The 14640-nt window shown below is 71.8% G+C and carries 14 protein-coding genes; 9 read left to right on the forward strand and 5 right to left on the reverse strand.

Annotated elements, in window-relative coordinates:
- Positions 1 to 581 precede the first annotated feature (581 nt).
- Together AR3_RS13245 and AR3_RS13250 are read right to left on the reverse strand one after the other, a co-directional pair.
- Positions 582 to 911, reverse strand: coding sequence for a hypothetical protein (locus tag AR3_RS13245; protein ID WP_146150226.1), 330 nt, complete (start codon positions 909 to 911; stop codon positions 582 to 584).
- A 78-nt stretch (positions 912 to 989) separates the two neighbouring features.
- Positions 990 to 2159 carry a type II toxin-antitoxin system RelB family anti-toxin gene (locus AR3_RS13250; RefSeq protein ID WP_067913812.1) on the reverse strand — a complete coding sequence of 390 codons (1170 nt, stop codon included), beginning with the start codon at positions 2157 to 2159 and terminating at the stop codon, positions 990 to 992.
- Positions 2160 to 2811: 652 nt separating this feature from the next.
- Here AR3_RS13250 and AR3_RS13255 point away from each other — a divergent pair.
- Positions 2812 to 3984 carry a phosphatidylinositol-specific phospholipase C1-like protein gene (locus tag AR3_RS13255; RefSeq protein WP_083951458.1) on the forward strand — a complete coding sequence of 391 codons (1173 nt, stop codon included), beginning with the start codon at positions 2812 to 2814 and terminating at the stop codon, positions 3982 to 3984.
- Between the two features lie 37 nt (positions 3985 to 4021).
- Here AR3_RS13255 and AR3_RS32910 read toward each other — a convergent pair whose 3' ends face one another.
- Positions 4022 to 4261: a hypothetical protein gene (locus tag AR3_RS32910; RefSeq protein WP_390098705.1), complete on the reverse strand. Its 240-nt coding sequence runs from the start codon at positions 4259 to 4261 to the stop codon at positions 4022 to 4024.
- A 186-nt stretch (positions 4262 to 4447) separates the two neighbouring features.
- Between AR3_RS32910 and AR3_RS13260 the strand changes: the two genes are divergently transcribed.
- Positions 4448 to 4948 (forward strand): mycothiol transferase, encoded by a 501-nt coding sequence (locus AR3_RS13260; RefSeq protein ID WP_067913814.1) that lies wholly within the window; start codon positions 4448 to 4450, stop codon positions 4946 to 4948.
- Positions 4949 to 5171: 223 nt separating this feature from the next.
- On the opposite strand, the gene aceE is transcribed toward AR3_RS13260, so the two are convergent.
- On the reverse strand, positions 5172 to 7958 hold the full coding sequence (gene aceE, locus AR3_RS13265; protein WP_067913818.1) for a pyruvate dehydrogenase (acetyl-transferring), homodimeric type: 2787 nt from the start codon (positions 7956 to 7958) through the stop codon (positions 5172 to 5174).
- A 287-nt stretch (positions 7959 to 8245) separates the two neighbouring features.
- On the opposite strand from aceE, the gene AR3_RS13270 reads away from it, so the two are divergent.
- The 5 genes from AR3_RS13270 to AR3_RS13290 all read left to right on the forward strand — a co-directional run bounded on the left by AR3_RS13270 (position 8246) and on the right by AR3_RS13290 (position 11217).
- Positions 8246 to 8452 (forward strand): DUF1918 domain-containing protein, encoded by a 207-nt coding sequence (locus AR3_RS13270; protein ID WP_067913821.1) that lies wholly within the window; start codon positions 8246 to 8248, stop codon positions 8450 to 8452.
- A gap of 498 nt (positions 8453 to 8950) precedes the next feature.
- On the forward strand, positions 8951 to 9358 hold the full coding sequence (locus tag AR3_RS13275) for a secondary thiamine-phosphate synthase enzyme YjbQ (RefSeq protein ID WP_067913824.1): 408 nt from the start codon (positions 8951 to 8953) through the stop codon (positions 9356 to 9358).
- Positions 9359 to 9611: 253 nt separating this feature from the next.
- Positions 9612 to 10040 (forward strand): DUF3052 domain-containing protein, encoded by a 429-nt coding sequence (locus AR3_RS13280; RefSeq protein WP_067913827.1) that lies wholly within the window; start codon positions 9612 to 9614, stop codon positions 10038 to 10040.
- Positions 10041 to 10339: 299 nt separating this feature from the next.
- Entirely contained in the window at positions 10340 to 10795 is a 456-nt protein-coding gene (locus tag AR3_RS13285; protein ID WP_067913830.1) for a peroxiredoxin, read from the forward strand.
- A 71-nt stretch (positions 10796 to 10866) separates the two neighbouring features.
- Positions 10867 to 11217, forward strand: a complete 351-nt coding sequence (locus tag AR3_RS13290) for a hypothetical protein (RefSeq protein WP_067913833.1) — start codon at positions 10867 to 10869, stop codon at positions 11215 to 11217.
- 521 nt (positions 11218 to 11738) lie between these two features.
- Here AR3_RS13290 and AR3_RS13295 read toward each other — a convergent pair.
- Positions 11739 to 12695 carry a phosphoribulokinase gene (locus tag AR3_RS13295; protein WP_067913836.1) on the reverse strand — a complete coding sequence of 319 codons (957 nt, stop codon included), beginning with the start codon at positions 12693 to 12695 and terminating at the stop codon, positions 11739 to 11741.
- 143 nt (positions 12696 to 12838) lie between these two features.
- Here AR3_RS13295 and AR3_RS13300 point away from each other — a divergent pair, with 143 nt between their 5' ends.
- Positions 12839 to 13492, forward strand: coding sequence for a response regulator (locus AR3_RS13300; RefSeq protein ID WP_174545448.1), 654 nt, complete (start codon positions 12839 to 12841; stop codon positions 13490 to 13492).
- Positions 13489 to 14634, forward strand: coding sequence for a sensor histidine kinase (locus AR3_RS13305; protein WP_067913839.1), 1146 nt, complete (start codon positions 13489 to 13491; stop codon positions 14632 to 14634). Before AR3_RS13300 ends, AR3_RS13305 begins: the two co-directional genes overlap by 4 nt.
- Positions 14635 to 14640 lie beyond the last annotated feature (6 nt).

Below are 14640 nucleotides of genomic sequence, written 5' to 3' on the forward strand. Positions count from 1 at the left end.
GGATTCCACCGCCGCGCCCGGCACGCCGCCGGCTCCGGCCGCCGCTCGCAGGTTGAACCGGCTCGACGACCCGCACCGTCGTGCCTGCTCGGCGTGTGCCACGTCCAGCATGAGTCGTCACCATGTCGGGGCGCCTGGCCGCGTCGGTGACTCCTATGCCCGGACTCCTACCGCCGACCCTCGGCCCAACGGACGCGCCGGCGTCCACTCAGGTGACGAGCCGACGGCCGCCGGCACGTTTTACCGTCTCCCCGCGAAGTCACACGGCCACCGGGATGAACACAAGCCAGGAGACGGGAAAGGCGCCTCGCTTCAATCCGGTAGTCAGGTCGCCCGACCGGGTGAGATGCCGCACCTTGTTCGCCTGGTGCCGGGAACCATCGCCTTCCACTCGCCTTTATCTGGCTCCTGCTCGCCAGACGGCTTGTTCTCTTCCAGGAGCCCGCTCATTCATTGTCGTTCGCCGGGCTGTTTCTTTTCACGCGTGCCCCACGAATCGGCTGCTTTCCTTGGTGCCTCCGGGTGGGCGGGGACGGGTCGCTGTCGTGATTGCGTGGGGAACGCCGCCCACCCGGAGGGGCCTATCGCGAGCGACGTGCCCGGGACGGCAACGCGCCGTCGATGAGCCGGACGGCGCCCGGCACGTCGTCCACCGGGGCGATCTTCCTGCCGTCGTGCGCGCACACGAACCACCAGGTGCCCGCGTCGAAATCGCAGCCGATCTTGAGGGGCCGCCCCGCGCATCCGTAGCGGACGACGTGCAGCGTCGGAATTCCGTGGCGCACGACGATTCCGCACGCCAGATCCGGCCGCTCGGCGACGGCGGAGTCCAACGCCGAAAGATGCTGCCGCCGCCTGCTCGCGGGCGGGTCGGCCGTGCCCGCCCCTTCACGCGGCCTGGTGGAATCCATGACGTCGAATGTAATTCGGGGCGCGGACCGTGTCAGTGGCACCTGCAAAGATCGTCCCGCGCAAGTGCTACAGAAAGGTCAGTATTCCAGCCGCAGGAAGTCCGCCATTTCCCGCATGTCGGATGTGAGGGTGCGGCGCCCGCTGATGATGTCGCTCATGATGTCCTTGGCGAAGCGCTGGTTGACGATCCATTCGGGCGAGGCGTGCCTGATCTCCCGCAGGATCTCGAAGCCGTCGCCGTACCTCTTGAGCCGCACGTTCGCCATCGCGACGTCGAGCCGATGGCGGTTCCTGTTGTTGGACGTCGGACGCGGCCCGCCGGTGGGGATCTTCTCGGCGAGCGTCAGCACCACGTCGGCCCTGTCCTCGACCATGGCGTTCTCGGCGCGTTTCATCGCGACGGTCACGGGACCGAAGGTCCGCAGGAAGTCGGCCGACGCCGCGTACTCGGTGCCCATGCGGACGGCGGCGGCGCGGGCGAGCGACAGGGCGTCCTCGGCTTCGCCCGGCTCGCCGTTGCGGGCGGCGGCCGTGGAGACGCGGACGAGCAGCCAGCCCCAGGCGGACAGTTCCCCCATGGTGGCCCGGGAGAAACGGGGTTCGATGTCGTCGGCCCACCGGCTCGCCAGGGTCAGGGTCTCCTTGAGCTTCCCCTGGCGGATGAGCAGCCAGCACCACGTGTTGACCACGGCCGCCGCGTCGAGGCGGTCGCTCGAGTCGTCGAGGGCGCGCTGCAGGGCGATGTCCGCCGCCTCGTACTGCCTGGTCTGGGTGAGCAGCCAGCCCGTCAGGTGGAGAAGGCGCGAACGGACGTCCCTGCCCTCCGGGCCCAGGGCGTCGGCGTCCCGCAGCAGCGGCGGCAGCAGGAGTCCGAGATCGGTGAACCGGTCCCGCGCGAACAGGGGCATGGCGGCCCGGACGGCGTCGTCCACGCCCTGGACGGTCGGCTCCTCGTCGGGCGTCCCCTGGTGCCGACCGAGCAGCGCGGCGCGCACCGGCGCCCACTGATCGACGGTCTGGGACGGCGCCTCGTCCGCGTCGGGGCGGGCGATGAGCTTCGCCGTGGGCACCTTGAGGGCCATGGCGAGCTTGCGCAGCGTTTCCAGGCGGGTGTCCTCGCGCTCGCCCTGCTCCAGCTTCCTGATCAACGACAGGGAGACGCCGGACAGCTCGGCGAGTTCCCGCTGGGTGAGGCCGCGCCGCTTCCGGACGGACTGGACGAGATCGCCAATGGTCGTGCCGCTCATGAGGCCGGCTCCCTTTCAGCATGCATCAGAAAGTCAGCCTAAGTCGGAAACTGCTCTCTGGTCATGATTTTGCGTGATAAAGGGCCGTTGTTCGGCGGCAATGCTCTCTCTGAGCATTGGCGCTTCGGTGCTCGTCTCCGGCTGAAGTGCCACAGTCCGTAATTCGATCGCCCTTAGGAAGGACTGGAGGCCGCATGCGGCTGCCCATGGCGATAGGTGGTTCTACCAGGACGGTCAACGGGGCGCCGGACCATTGGCTCATCTGATCGCCGTGCGGCACGGCGCGATCCGTGATCGAAATGAACGCGGCCCGCGCGGCGAGCGCCGCCGCTGCAATTTTCGGTGGAATTGTCTGTCGCTCGTCCGGTCAGGCGCCGGTCACTGGTATGCCTGACATGTCAGTGCGCAAGGGTGCTCGGCCTCTGTCCTTTGATCAACCGGGAATGGCCGTGCCGTGGACGGCGCCGCGGCGGCGTCGGGTCGTCCATTCATCACCTCTGTGAGGACGAAACGCTCGGGGCGGGCGAGCGGGCGGTGCGGTCGGCGCGGTGCCGACGGCGCCGGGGCGGGGCGTCGTCCTGCTGGTGAACGGGAAGCGGCCGTCTCGAGCGGATCCTTGACGGTGACCGGAATGTGAGTTTCTCTCACTTCCATGAATGATCACCGCCCCGCACACCCTCGTCGCGCATCGGCCCGGGGCCTGGCCCATCGGGCCGCCGCGTTCGGCACGGCGGCGACGCTCGCAGCCCTGCTGCCCGCGGGTCCGGCGCCGGCCGCCGCCGCGGAGGAGCTCACCCTCAACCGGCTGCAGGTCATCGGGACGCACAACAGCTACCACGTCGAACCGAACGACAGGGAGTTCTCACTGATCTCCGTCTTCGCGGGCGCGCAGGCCGGCGGGCTGCAGTACACCCATGTGCCGCTCGGCCGCCAGTTCGCCCAGCAGAACGTGCGGCAGATCGAGCTGGACGTCTGGGCCGACCCGGACGGCGGACGGCTCGCCCGCCCGCTCATCCGGGCGCTCACCGGCCAGCCGCTGGAGTACGACCCGCGCATGTTCGAGAAGGGCACCAAGGTCCTGCACATCCGTGACATCGACTACCGCAGCACGTGCGTGTCCTTCGTGGAGTGCCTGACCGAGGTCCGCGACTGGTCGCGCGCCAACCCGTCGCACGTCCCCATCGCGATCCTCGTGGAGTTCAAGGACACCCTCGACCTGTCGGTGCCGGACTCGTTCCCGCTCCCGCCGTACCGGTGGACGCGGCAGCGCATGCTGGCCCTGGAGGACGAGATCCGGTCGGTGTTCCGGCGGGACGAGCTGATCACCCCGGACGACGTCCGCGACGACGGGCTCACGCTCGAAGAGTCCGTCCTGCGCAACGGCTGGCCGTCCCTGGACGAGGTGCGGGGCAAGGTGATGTTCCTGATGGACAACGCCGGCTCCTACCGCGACCGCTACCTGGAAGGCAACCCCAACCTGGAGGGGCGGCTCTTCTTCACCAGCTCCGAACCGGGGCAGCCGGACGCGGCGTTCGTCAAGCGCAACGACGCGGTCGGTGCGGAAGAGGAGATCAGGTCGCTGGTCCGCCGCGGCTACATCGTGCGGACCCGCGCCGACGCGGACACCGTCCAGGCCCGCAGCGGCGACGCCTCGGTGCGCGACGCGGCGCTCGCCAGCGGAGCCCAGTGGGTCAGCACCGACTACCCGGTCCCCGGCATCGCCGACCGTTTCGGCACCGATTACTACGCCGCACTGCCCGGCTTCGTCGCCGCCCGTTGCAACCCCGTCCTCACTCCCGCCGACTGCACCGTCCCGTCCCCCTGACACGTTCGGCGCCGCGTTTCCGGTCCCGACTGCTCGATCATTCGACCGTGCGAAAGTCGCCAGGGCGAGGCCGCACACCGCGCCCTGGCGACTCCGGACACCGGACGGCACAGGGCGCGCACCGGCCGTGCCGCGCCGTCCCGCCGCCGGTACGGCGTGGACCTCCTGGGAGTGCACTGACCGGTGCCGCGGTGACGCCGGCGGCCGACGCGCCCGCCTCCCGCAGCCGCGCGATCGACATGGAAAACCAGGCGGGCAGGGTGCCGCCGTCGGTCATCACGTACACCACACGGGTGCTGGGCTGGCCGGCAGGCCCGCGACGCCCTGGCGGAGGAGCTGTTCGTCGGCGCCCGGCACGGTGGCCTGCGGCGGCGTAGGGCGGGCTTTGACCAGGTGTGATCGTTGGCGCCGGTCGGCGGGGCGGTGCTTCCGGCCGGGAGACGGGCGGGCTAGCGTCGGTACGGTGACCAGTGCACAGTTGCTCACCGACGCGTTCGGCCGGATCCGCGAGGAGGTCCACGCGGCCGTCGACGGGCTCTCACCTGAGGAGCTGGCGTACCGGGTCCGCGAGGACGCCAACTCGATCGCCTGGCTGGTGTGGCATCTCACCAGAATTCAGGACGACCACGTCGCCGACGTCGCGGGCCTTCCGCAGGTGTGGACCTCCCAAGGCTGGGTCGAACGGTTCGACCTGCCCTTCGACCCCGCCGACACGGGATACGGTCACGACAGCGACCAGGTCGCCGCCGTCCAGGTCGAGTCGGGGGAACTGCTCACCGGCTACCACGACGCCGTCTACGAGCAGACGATCTCCTACGTCGAGACCCTCACCGACGACGATCTGCCGCGCATCGTCGACCATTCCTGGGACCCGCCCGTCACGCTGGGCGTCCGACTGATCAGCGTCATCTCCGACGATCTCCAGCACGCGGGACAGGCCGCCTTCATCCGCGGTCTGCTCTAGCGCCCCCACGATGTCGCAGCCGTAGAGCACGGTGTCGGCGCCTCGCGCGGGCTCGGCCGGCGCGGGGGCAGGATCACGGACCCATGGCTCTGGCCGGGCGCGGCGCTTCGGCGACGTCCGCAGCGGCGCAGCCGTCGTCGGCGCCGCGCACCGGCCCGGTCGGCGGGCGGGGCGGGATCACGGCCTACACCTCCGCGATCTCGGCTCCCGCCCGCCCGTCGGATCAGGCGTCGCCGCCGGTGTTGCTCTCGCGGGTCTGGACGCCGCCGCCGAACACCGAGGCCACGTCGTCGTTCAGACGGTAGCGGTCGATGGCCTGCTGCAGCGTCTCCGGCTTGACCTCGCCCTGCCGGGCCAGCCGGGTCAGCACGGCGAGGGTGATGGACGCCGCGTCCACGTGGAAGAAGCGGCGGGCGGCGGCGCGGGTGTCGGAGAAGCCGAACCCGTCGGTGCCGAGGGAGAGGAAGTCGCCGGGCACCCACGGCGCGATCTGGTCGGGGACGGCGCGCATGAAGTCCGACACCGCCACGATCGGGCCGGGGGCGTTCTCCAGCCGGCGCGTCACGTACGGCACGCGCTGCTCGGACTCGGGGTGCAGCAGGTTCCACTCGTCGCACGCGCGGGCCTCGCGGGCCAGCTCGTTCCACGAGGTCGCCGACCAGACGTCGGCGGCCACGCCCCAGTCCTCGGCGAGCAGCCGCTGCGCCTCCAGGGCCCAGCGCCCGGCCACGCCGGACGCCAGGATCTGCGCCCGCGGCGCCTCCGCCCCGAGGTTCGCCCGCGGCGCCTCCTGGTACAGGTACAGGCCCTTGAGCAGCCCTTGGACGTCGAGGTTCTCCGGCTCGGCGGGCTGCTGGTACGGCTCGTTGTAGACGGTGAGGTAGTAGAAGACGTTCTCGCCCTTGGGGTGCTCCTCGGACGAGCCGTACATGCGGCGCAGCCCGTCCTGGACGATGTACGCCAGCTCGAACGCCCACGCCGGGTCGTAGTGCACGCACGCCGGGTTGGTGGCGGCCAGCAGCGGGGAGTGCCCGTCGGCGTGCTGCAGGCCCTCGCCGGTGAGGGTGGTGCGGCCCGCCGTGGCGCCCAGCAGGAACCCGCGGCCCATCTGGTCGGCCATCGCCCACATCTGGTCGCCGGTCCGCTGGAACCCGAACATCGAGTAGAAGATGTAGACGGGGATCATGTGCTCGCCGTGCGTGGCGTACGAGGTGCCCGCGGCGATCGCCGAGGCCATCGACCCGGCCTCGCTGATGCCCTCGTGCAGCATCTGCCCCTGCTCGGACTCCTTGTAGGACAGCAGCAGGTTGCGGTCGACGGCCTCGTAGGTCTGCCCGTGCGGCGAGTAGATCTTGGACGTGGGGAACAGCGAGTCCATCCCGAACGTGCGGTACTCGTCCGGGGCGATCGGCACGAACCGGGCGCCGATGTTCTCGTCCTTGATCAGGTCTTTGAGCAGGCGGACGAACGCCATGGTCGTGGCGACGTTCTGCTTGCCCGACCCCTTCTTCAGCGACGCGTACACCGGGTCGCCGGGCAGCTTCAGCGGCTTGGCCCGCACCACCCGCTTGGGCAGGTACCCGCCGAGCGCGGCGCGCCGCTCCCGCATGTACTCGATCTCTTCGGAGTCCTCGCCCGGGTGGTAGTACGGCGGCATGTCCGCCTCGAGCGCCGAGTCCGGGATGTCCAGGTACAGCCGGTCGCGGAACTCCTTGAGCTCGGCCTTGGTGAGCTTCTTCATCTGGTGGGTGGCGTTGCGGGCCTCGAAGCCGGGGCCGAGCGTCCACCCCTTGATGGTGTGCGCCAGGATGACCGTCGGCTGGCCGACGTGCTCGCGGGCCGCCTTGAACGCCGCGTACACCTTCCGGTAGTCGTGCCCGCCGCGGGACAGGCGGCGCAGCTCGTCGTCGGACAGGTGCTCGACCATCTTGCGCAGCCGCGGGTCGTCGCCGAAGAAGTGCTCGCGGATGTAGGCGCCGGACTCCACCGAGTAGGTCTGGAACTGCCCGTCGGGCGTGGTGTTCATCTTGTTGACCAGCACGCCGTCGACGTCCTGGGCGAGCAGCGGGTCCCAGTCGCGGCCCCAGATCACCTTGATGACGTTCCAGCCGGCGCCGCGGAAGAACGACTCCAGCTCCTGGATGATCTTGCCGTTGCCGCGGACGGGGCCGTCCAGCTGCTGCAGGTTGCAGTTGACGACGAAGGTGAGGTTGTCCAGCTCCTCGCGGGCGGCCAGGCCGATGGCGCCCAGCGACTCCGGCTCGCCCATCTCGCCGTCGCCGAGGAACGCCCACACGTGCGAGCGGGACGTGTCCTTGATCCTCCGGTTGTACAGGTAGCGGTTGAAGCGGGCCTGGTACACCGCGTTGATCGCGGTGAGGCCCATCGACACCGTCGGAAACTCCCAGAAGTCGGGCATCAGCCGCGGGTGCGGGTAGGACGACAGGCCGCCCCCGGGGTGGGAGATCTCCTGCCGGAACCCGTCGAGCTGCTCCTGCGTCAGCCGTCCTTCCAGGTAGGCGCGGGCGTAGATGCCGGGCGCGGCGTGCCCCTGGATGAACACCTGGTCGCCGGACTCGCCGTGGTCCTTGCCGCGGAAGAAGTGGTTGAACCCCACTTCGTAGAGGGACGCGGCCGACGCGTAGGTGGCGATGTGGCCGCCGACGCTCAGCTCCGGCCGGTTGGCCCGGGACACCATGATCGCGGCGTTCCAGCGGATGTAGGCGCGGATGCGCCGCTCGATGTGCTCGTCACCGGGGAACCAGGGCTCGCGCTCCGGCGGGATCGTGTTGATGAAGTCGGTGCTGCGCAGGCCGGGGACGCCGACCTGCTGTTCGCGGGCGCGCTCCAGGAGGCGCAGCATCACGTAGCGCGCGCGGGCCCTGCCTTCGGTCTTGATGACCGTGTCCAGCGACTCCAGCCACTCCCGGGTCTCGTCCGGGTTGATGTCCGGCAGCTGGCTCGGCAGGCCGTCGCTGATGATGGAAAAGCGTTGACGTCCGGTAGCCACGGGGTCCCCTTTGTGCCGTACCGTTGCGCGACTGTTCGTCGCCGGTTCCGAGATCCATCGTCGCCCCTCGGAGCGGGCATCGCATCTCTACCAGTCAGTAACCATTTTCGCCGGTCACGGGGGGTGTCGGGGGCTCGGCGGGGGGGGATTCGCCCGGCTCGGACGGGCCGCCTTCCGGGCTCTTGGCGAGGGCGCCGGAGCGTACGAAGGTATGAATCGGGAACCAGGGTATGAACGCCCGGACAGGACTGGGACGACCAGCAAGATCGCATGTGCCTGGAGGTGTGATGCACGCATCGGTCGGAGATCGGCTCCACGTGCACGGCAAGGTGGTCGGCCAGCCGGACAGGGTGGGCGAGATCATCGAGGTGCGCGGGCCGGACGGGACGCCGCCGTACGTCGTGCGCTTCGAGGACGGGCACGAGGGCCTGTGCTTCCCGGGCCCGGACGCCGTCATCGAGCCGGCGGGCCGGAAGGCGACCGCCAAGCGTTGACCGCGCGGCCGCCGGCGGCGCGTCGCGGGCGCGCCGCCGGCGCCGTCGCACATGTCCACCGCTTCGCCTTCCCCCGTCCGGGCGGGGCCGCACGGACGGCGTTCACCGCGTGCCGCGCGTCCGCGACGCCGCATCCGAAGATCGCTTGCATTTCGACGCCCCCGCCCTCGAGCCGCGCGGGGCGTTTCGGGGCGGCGGCTCGACTGAACGCAAGGACGACGCGCCCCGGTTCCCACCGTGCAGTCATAACCGCACCGCGCCGTATCAATCGCGATTTGCGGCGGCGCGGGGGCACGGAGGCGTCAAAGGAGGCGCCGTGCGTGGAAGGCGGCGAGGCTTGTTCACCTAATGTCGTGATGAGGCCTATGAGGCGCGTGTGGAAATTGGCCATATTCGGCCGTAGGGGCGACCGTCGAGGCGAATGGCCGATTGCGGTCTCGCCGCGCCCCGTCGGCCGAGTGCGCATCCGGCCCGTGCGATCGGGTAAACAAGCGGATCATGAAGAGTGTCGTGGTTCGAGTGACCACCGGGAAGCGGGACGTCGTGCACGACATCACCGCCGAGTGCGAGCGGTTCGCCGCGGAGGCCGGCGGGGACGGGCTGCTGCACGTGTTCGTGCCGCACGCCACGGCCGGCGTGGCGCTGATCGAGCTCGGGGCGGGCAGCGACGACGACCTGCTGGCCGCGCTCCGCGAGCTGCTGCCCGCCGACGACCGGTGGCGGCACGCGCACGGTTCCCGCGGTCACGGACGGTCCCATGTGATGCCCGCGCTCATCCCGCCGTACGCGACGATCCCCGTCCTGGGCGGGCGGCTGGCGCTCGGCACGTGGCAGTCGGTGGCGCTGGTCGACCTCAACGTCGACAACCCCGAGCGGCAGGTCCGACTGTCCTTCCTTGCGGGCTGAGCATGGATTGTTACGCTCGGTGGGTGCCCTGTGACGATCCCGACGGCCGGCCCGCCAATGAGCCCACCAAAAGACGGGAAGACACTTGCGCTAGGGCCCCTCACTTGTGTGGACTGTCCCGCAAACACCGCAGCGGTGTCAGACTCGGACACGTGAAATGTGCCGCGCCCCCGCACCCCCACCGGTGCGGAGGGGCCTCCACACGGGGGCCGGGAACGGTGCCGCGCGGGCTATCAACCATGGGAGGACTTTCGTGAGCGCGACCGCGGGTCAGGCGCAGACTGAGCGCAGCCTGGCCGAACGGCTCGGCTTCAAGCCGGACCAGGTGGTGCAGGAGATCGGTTTCGACGACGACGTCGACGAGGAGCTCCGCTCCTCCGTCGAGGCGGTCACGGGGAACGAGCTGGTCGACGAGGACTACGGCGACGTGGTCGACGTCGTGTTGCTGTGGTGGCGAGAGGGCGACGGCGACCTGTTCGACGGACTCACCGACGCGCAGGTTCCGCTCACCGACGGGGGATACATCTGGCTGCTCACGCCGAAGGCGGGCCGCGAGGGGCATGTGGAGCCCAGCGACATCGGCGAGGCCGCCCGCAGCGCCGGCCTGACCCAGACCAAGAGCGTCAGCGCCGCCAAGGAGTGGTCGGGCACTCGCCTGGTGCCGCCGAAGGCGCGCAAGTAGCCGCGCGGCCGCGGCCGATCCGCCGCCGTCCGCCGCCTGCCCGCCGCGGGCCGCCGTGCCCGCGCCGCGGGCGCACATCGCTTCGGGGGTGACCGCGCCGTCTCGGACCTGCGACGACGGCGCGGTCCCTCACCCCGGCCTGCGTCACGCGCGGCCGGGGCGAGGAGGGGGAGTAGGGCCTCGCTTCGGGAGGCGGAGATGGCAGACTGGGCCGCGGCGCGCCGGGGGGCGCGCACGTCCCCGCGAAGGCGGGGACGGGGAGAATCCCCGCAGCGGCGGGGCGATCCGCGGGAGAGGGCATGGCGGTTGAGGTCGGCGGCGGCGCGCCGGATTTCGAGCTGAAGGACCAGCACGGCACCCCGGTGAAGCTGTCGGACTACCGGGGCCGGAAGAACGTCCTGCTGGTCTTCTACCCTCTGGCGTTCAGCGGTGTGTGCACCGGGGAGCTGAGCGCCATCCGCGACGAGCTGCCGACCCTGGGCGACGACGTCCAGGTGTTGGCGGTGTCGGTCGATTCGATGTTCTCACTGCGGGCCTGGTCCGAGCAGGAGAAGTACGAGTTCCCCCTGCTGTCGGACTTCTGGCCGCACGGCGCGGTGGCGCAGCGCTACGGGGTGTTCGATGACGAGCGCGGCGTGGCCCTGCGCGGCACGTTCATCATCGACACCGAGGGCGTGGTGCGGTGGAAGGTGGTCAACGCCATCCCGGACGCCCGCGACATCGGCGAGTACCGCAAGGCGCTCGCCGCGCTCTGAGCCTTCTCGGGCCGGGTCCGGCCGCGCACCGGCCGGACCGGCGCCCGTCCCTTCGCACCTTTGGAGGTGTGATGCCCTGCTTCAAATGCGGGGCGCGGCAGACCGACCCCGTCCGCGGCGCGAGCCCGTGGAAGCGCGGGGTCCGGGCGGACCGCCAGGTGCTGATCTGCCCCCGCTGCCAGGCCGAACACGACTGGACGGCCGAACTCGACGGCTGCGACGCCTGCGGCTCCACCGCGCTGGTGTGCCGCCTGGGCGAGGTGGAGTGCCGCGAGTGCGGGTACACCCGCGAGGCGGTCCGCGACGACGAGCACCCCGGCGACCTGGTGCGCTCCGGCGGTTCCGGGCCGGTGGACGCCGACCTGTCGCAGGAGGTCGCCGCGGCCCTGTCCCGCGTCCTCAAGCGCGGCCTCGTCCGCTGACGGGACCGCTGATTTCGAGCCGCGCACCCCACCCGTCGTCATGGAGCGACGCCGCGCCTGCCGGCGATGGCCGACTCCCACAGCCAGGACCGGACCCCGGCGGGCACGTTGGCGGACGGCTCCTGCCCGGCAGGGGCGCCAGGGCCGTCGCCGGGAGTTGAGGGGGTGTTCGTCGGCGGGGCGTTCAGCCCACTCCGCCCGCGTCCGGACGAGCGCGCCGTCGAGCCGGGCGAGCAGCGGCGCGTGCCCTCCGGCCGGCGCTGACTGCTCGGTGCCGCTGATGGACCCGCCGGCGAGCTTGCCGCAGGGGGCGATGTCGGCGCCCGGCATCCGCTGATACGCCGCGTACGGCCGGACGACGCCAAGCGGTCGGACGTCCACCGCAAGCCGGCGCGCGCCGACCCGGCGTCGACGAGGGCCGGGAGGGCGCGCGGGCGCCGAGGAAGCCGGACGCCCTCCCGGCGGCCGCGACCGCGCGGCCCGGGAACCGGGACCTCCCCGCGCGTCCGCGGAGCCTGCCGTCACGCCGCCTGGCGGCGGTCGGTCTCCAGCAGGTGGTACAGCAGCAGGAGCTGGGTGATGGCCAGGGGGTCGCTGACGGTGCCGTCGGCGAGCCGGCCCAGGGCGTCGCGGTCGAGGCCGTCGCCCGCGCGGGGCCCCAGGCGCTCCCAGATGGCCTTCTTGACCACCTGCGACTCCTCGGGGGACACGTAGCCGTGGACGTGCAGCGCGTCGACGGGCCGGCCGTCGGTGTCGCGGCGCAGGCGCAGGTGCATGGCGGTCCCCGGCTCCTTGAGCACCTCGGCCAGCTCGGGATGGTCGATCGTGGGGCGCAGCAGGAGCTCGGCCGACAGGGGGGTGCCGGGCGGGTCGGCGCGGCCCGCGACGGGCGCGAACCGCACCACGATGTCGGCCCACCGGCGCTGCGGGCGGATGTAGGCGGCGCTCTCCGGCTCGCGGCGGGCCAGCTCGGCGCGGACCTGCTCGGGCGTGTAGCCGCGGGTGGCGCAGTCGCGCTCGATCTTCCAGCGGTGCCGCAGGTCCTCGGGCGGGTCGAGGTAGACGGTGATGTCGAAGCACGCGCGGGCCAGCCGGGTGTGCAGGGGCAGCAGGCCCTCCACGATGACGAAGTCGCGCGGCCGCACAAGCTCGGGACGCACCAGCCGCCCGGTGCTGTGGTCGTACACGGGCTTGAGGATCGGCTCGCCCATCGACAGCAGCTGCAGGTGCTGCTCCATGATGTCGATGTGGTTGCACTCCGGGTGCAGGGCGGTGAACGGCTTGTCCCGGCGTTCGGCGCGGTCGTACCGGTGGTAGTCGTCCACGCAGACGGCGGTCATCCGCTCGGCCCCCAGGCACCGCACCAGTCCCCGGGTGAGGGTCGTCTTGCCCGCCGCGCTGTCCCCGGCGATGGCGAGCATGACGGGGCGGCGGACCTGTCCCCGCGCCCGCAGCATGTGCACGATCCGATGGGGCACCTGGCCTCCTCAGCGTCCCGCGGTGGTCGGTCGTGCCCTGGACGCTAGGCGGCCGCGCCCGCCGCCGCGTCCCCCGATCAGGGGAATCGCCGGGTGAAACCCTCCCTACTGGCGGGTAGGCATCGGCTTGTTATCTTTCCCGAATGGCGCCCATTCGCGTCGTCCTGGTGGACGATCACGAGATGATCCTCGCCGGGCTGAAGGCCATGCTGGCGGGGTTCGCCGGACGCGTCCGCGTGATCGGGGAGGCGGGCGGCGCGGCCGAGGCGACCCGCCTGGTCACCTCGCTGCGCCCGGACGTGGTGCTGCTGGACGTGCGGCTCGGCCCGGAGAGCGGCCTGGACCTGTGCCGCACCCTGACCCGGCAGGCGCCCGAGACGCGCGTGGTGTTCCTGTCGGTGTACGACGACGAGCAGTACGTGTTCGAGGCGCTGCGCGCCGGAGCAGGAGGCTACCTGCTCAAACGCGTCGACGGGCCGGAGCTGGTGCGGCGCCTGGAGGAGGTGGCGCAGGGCGAGACGGTCGTGGACCCGACGCTGGCGGGCCGGATGGCGGTCACCGCCGCCCGGCTGGGCCGCGGCGAGTTCTGGCCGGGCGCCGAGCGCGGCCTCACCCAGCGCGAGAGCGAGGTGCTGTCGCTGCTGGTGAGCGGGCTGTCCAACAAGGCGATCGCGGCGCGGCTGGTGCTCAGCGAGGAGACCGTCAAGAGCCATCTGCGCGGCCTGTACCGCAAGCTGGAGGTGACCGACCGGTCGGCGGCGATCGCCGTCGCGCTGCGGGAGGGGCTGTTCCGGTGAACGCGCCGCCGCTGGAGCTCCTCGCCGCGCGCGGCACCGATCTGCTGGTGCGGGTCGCCGCGGTGGCGTGCGCGGCGCGGGAGCTGCCGCAGCTCGCCGAGGAGCTGGCCGGGCTGGTGGTGCGGTGCGCGGAGGAGCTGACGTTCTGCGACGTGTACGTCCTGGACGACGACGGCCGCGTCCTGGAGGCGTCGAACCGGCCGCCCGTGCCGCTCGGGGACGCGGACGTGGGCTGGGTGGCCGCCCACGGGTGCGCGCGCCCGCACGCCGACGGACGGGGCGTCGCGATCCCCGTGCGCTGCGACGGCGCCACGATCGCCGTGGTGGACGTGCGGTCGGCGGGCCGCTGCCGGGACGAGGACGTGGCGCTCGCGACGGCGCTGGCGGGCCTGTTCGCGCCCGTCCTGTCGTCGTGCCGCAGGCTCCGCGCCGCCAAGGAGCGCGAGCACGCCGCCGAGCGGTTCGCCGAACGGGCCGTGGAGGTGCAGGAGGCCGAACGGTCCCGGCTGAGCCGCGAGATCCACGACGGCATCGCCCAGCGCCTGGCCGGACTCGGGTTCCACCTGTCGGCGGCCGAGCGCGCGCTGCCCGACGACCTTCCCGAGACCGCCCAGCAGATCGCCCTCGCCCGGCGGCTGTGCGACCTGGCCGCCGCCGAGACGCGCGCCGCGATCGGCGGCCTGCGCCCGCCCGTGCTGGACGACCTCGGCCTGTCGGCGGCGCTCGCCACGCTGGCCCGCGAGGCGACGGCCGCCCGTCTCCACGTCAGTGTCACGGTCAGCGGGGAGCTGGAGGACGCGCTTCCCGACCACGTGCAGACCGCGCTGTACCGGATCGCTCAGGAGGCGGTGGGCAACTGCGTGCGGCACGCGTCCGCCACCTGCGTCGACCTGCTGCTGGAGCACGACCGCGACCGGGTGCGGCTCACGGTCGCCGACGACGGCGTGGGCTTTTCCATCCAGGACGTGTTCGCGCCCGGACGCCGTCCCGACTCCTACGGGCTGCGCGGCATGGCCGAACGCGCCGAGCTGCTCGGCGGCCGGGTGTCGGTGACGAGCCGCCCGGGCGTCGGCACGACCGTCGAGGCCGTCGTGCCCGTGCCCGCCTCCCGAGGGCGCCGCGAGGCCGGCGGACCCGGGTGAAGATCC

The sequence above is a fragment of the Actinomadura rubrobrunea NBRC 15275 genome, assembly GCF_001552235.1.
GTDB classification, from domain to species: domain Bacteria; phylum Actinomycetota; class Actinomycetes; order Streptosporangiales; family Streptosporangiaceae; genus Spirillospora; species Spirillospora viridilutea.

What these genes read in the sequence shown, in the direction of transcription:
- AR3_RS13245 (WP_146150226.1), bottom strand. Translation starts at nt 911, where the DNA reads ATGGATTCCACCAGGCCGCGTGAAGGGGCGGGCACGGCCGACCCGCCC.
- AR3_RS13250 (WP_067913812.1), bottom strand. Translation starts at nt 2,159, where the DNA reads ATGAGCGGCACGACCATTGGCGATCTCGTCCAGTCCGTCCGGAAGCGG.
- AR3_RS13255 (WP_083951458.1), top strand. Translation starts at nt 2,812, where the DNA reads ATGAATGATCACCGCCCCGCACACCCTCGTCGCGCATCGGCCCGGGGC.
- AR3_RS32910 (WP_390098705.1), bottom strand. Translation starts at nt 4,261, where the DNA reads ATGACCGACGGCGGCACCCTGCCCGCCTGGTTTTCCATGTCGATCGCG.
- AR3_RS13270 (WP_067913821.1), top strand. Translation starts at nt 8,246, where the DNA reads ATGCACGCATCGGTCGGAGATCGGCTCCACGTGCACGGCAAGGTGGTC.
- AR3_RS13275 (WP_067913824.1), top strand. Translation starts at nt 8,951, where the DNA reads ATGAAGAGTGTCGTGGTTCGAGTGACCACCGGGAAGCGGGACGTCGTG.
- AR3_RS13285 (WP_067913830.1), top strand. Translation starts at nt 10,340, where the DNA reads ATGGCGGTTGAGGTCGGCGGCGGCGCGCCGGATTTCGAGCTGAAGGAC.
- AR3_RS13290 (WP_067913833.1), top strand. Translation starts at nt 10,867, where the DNA reads ATGCCCTGCTTCAAATGCGGGGCGCGGCAGACCGACCCCGTCCGCGGC.
- AR3_RS13300 (WP_174545448.1), top strand. Translation starts at nt 12,839, where the DNA reads ATGGCGCCCATTCGCGTCGTCCTGGTGGACGATCACGAGATGATCCTC.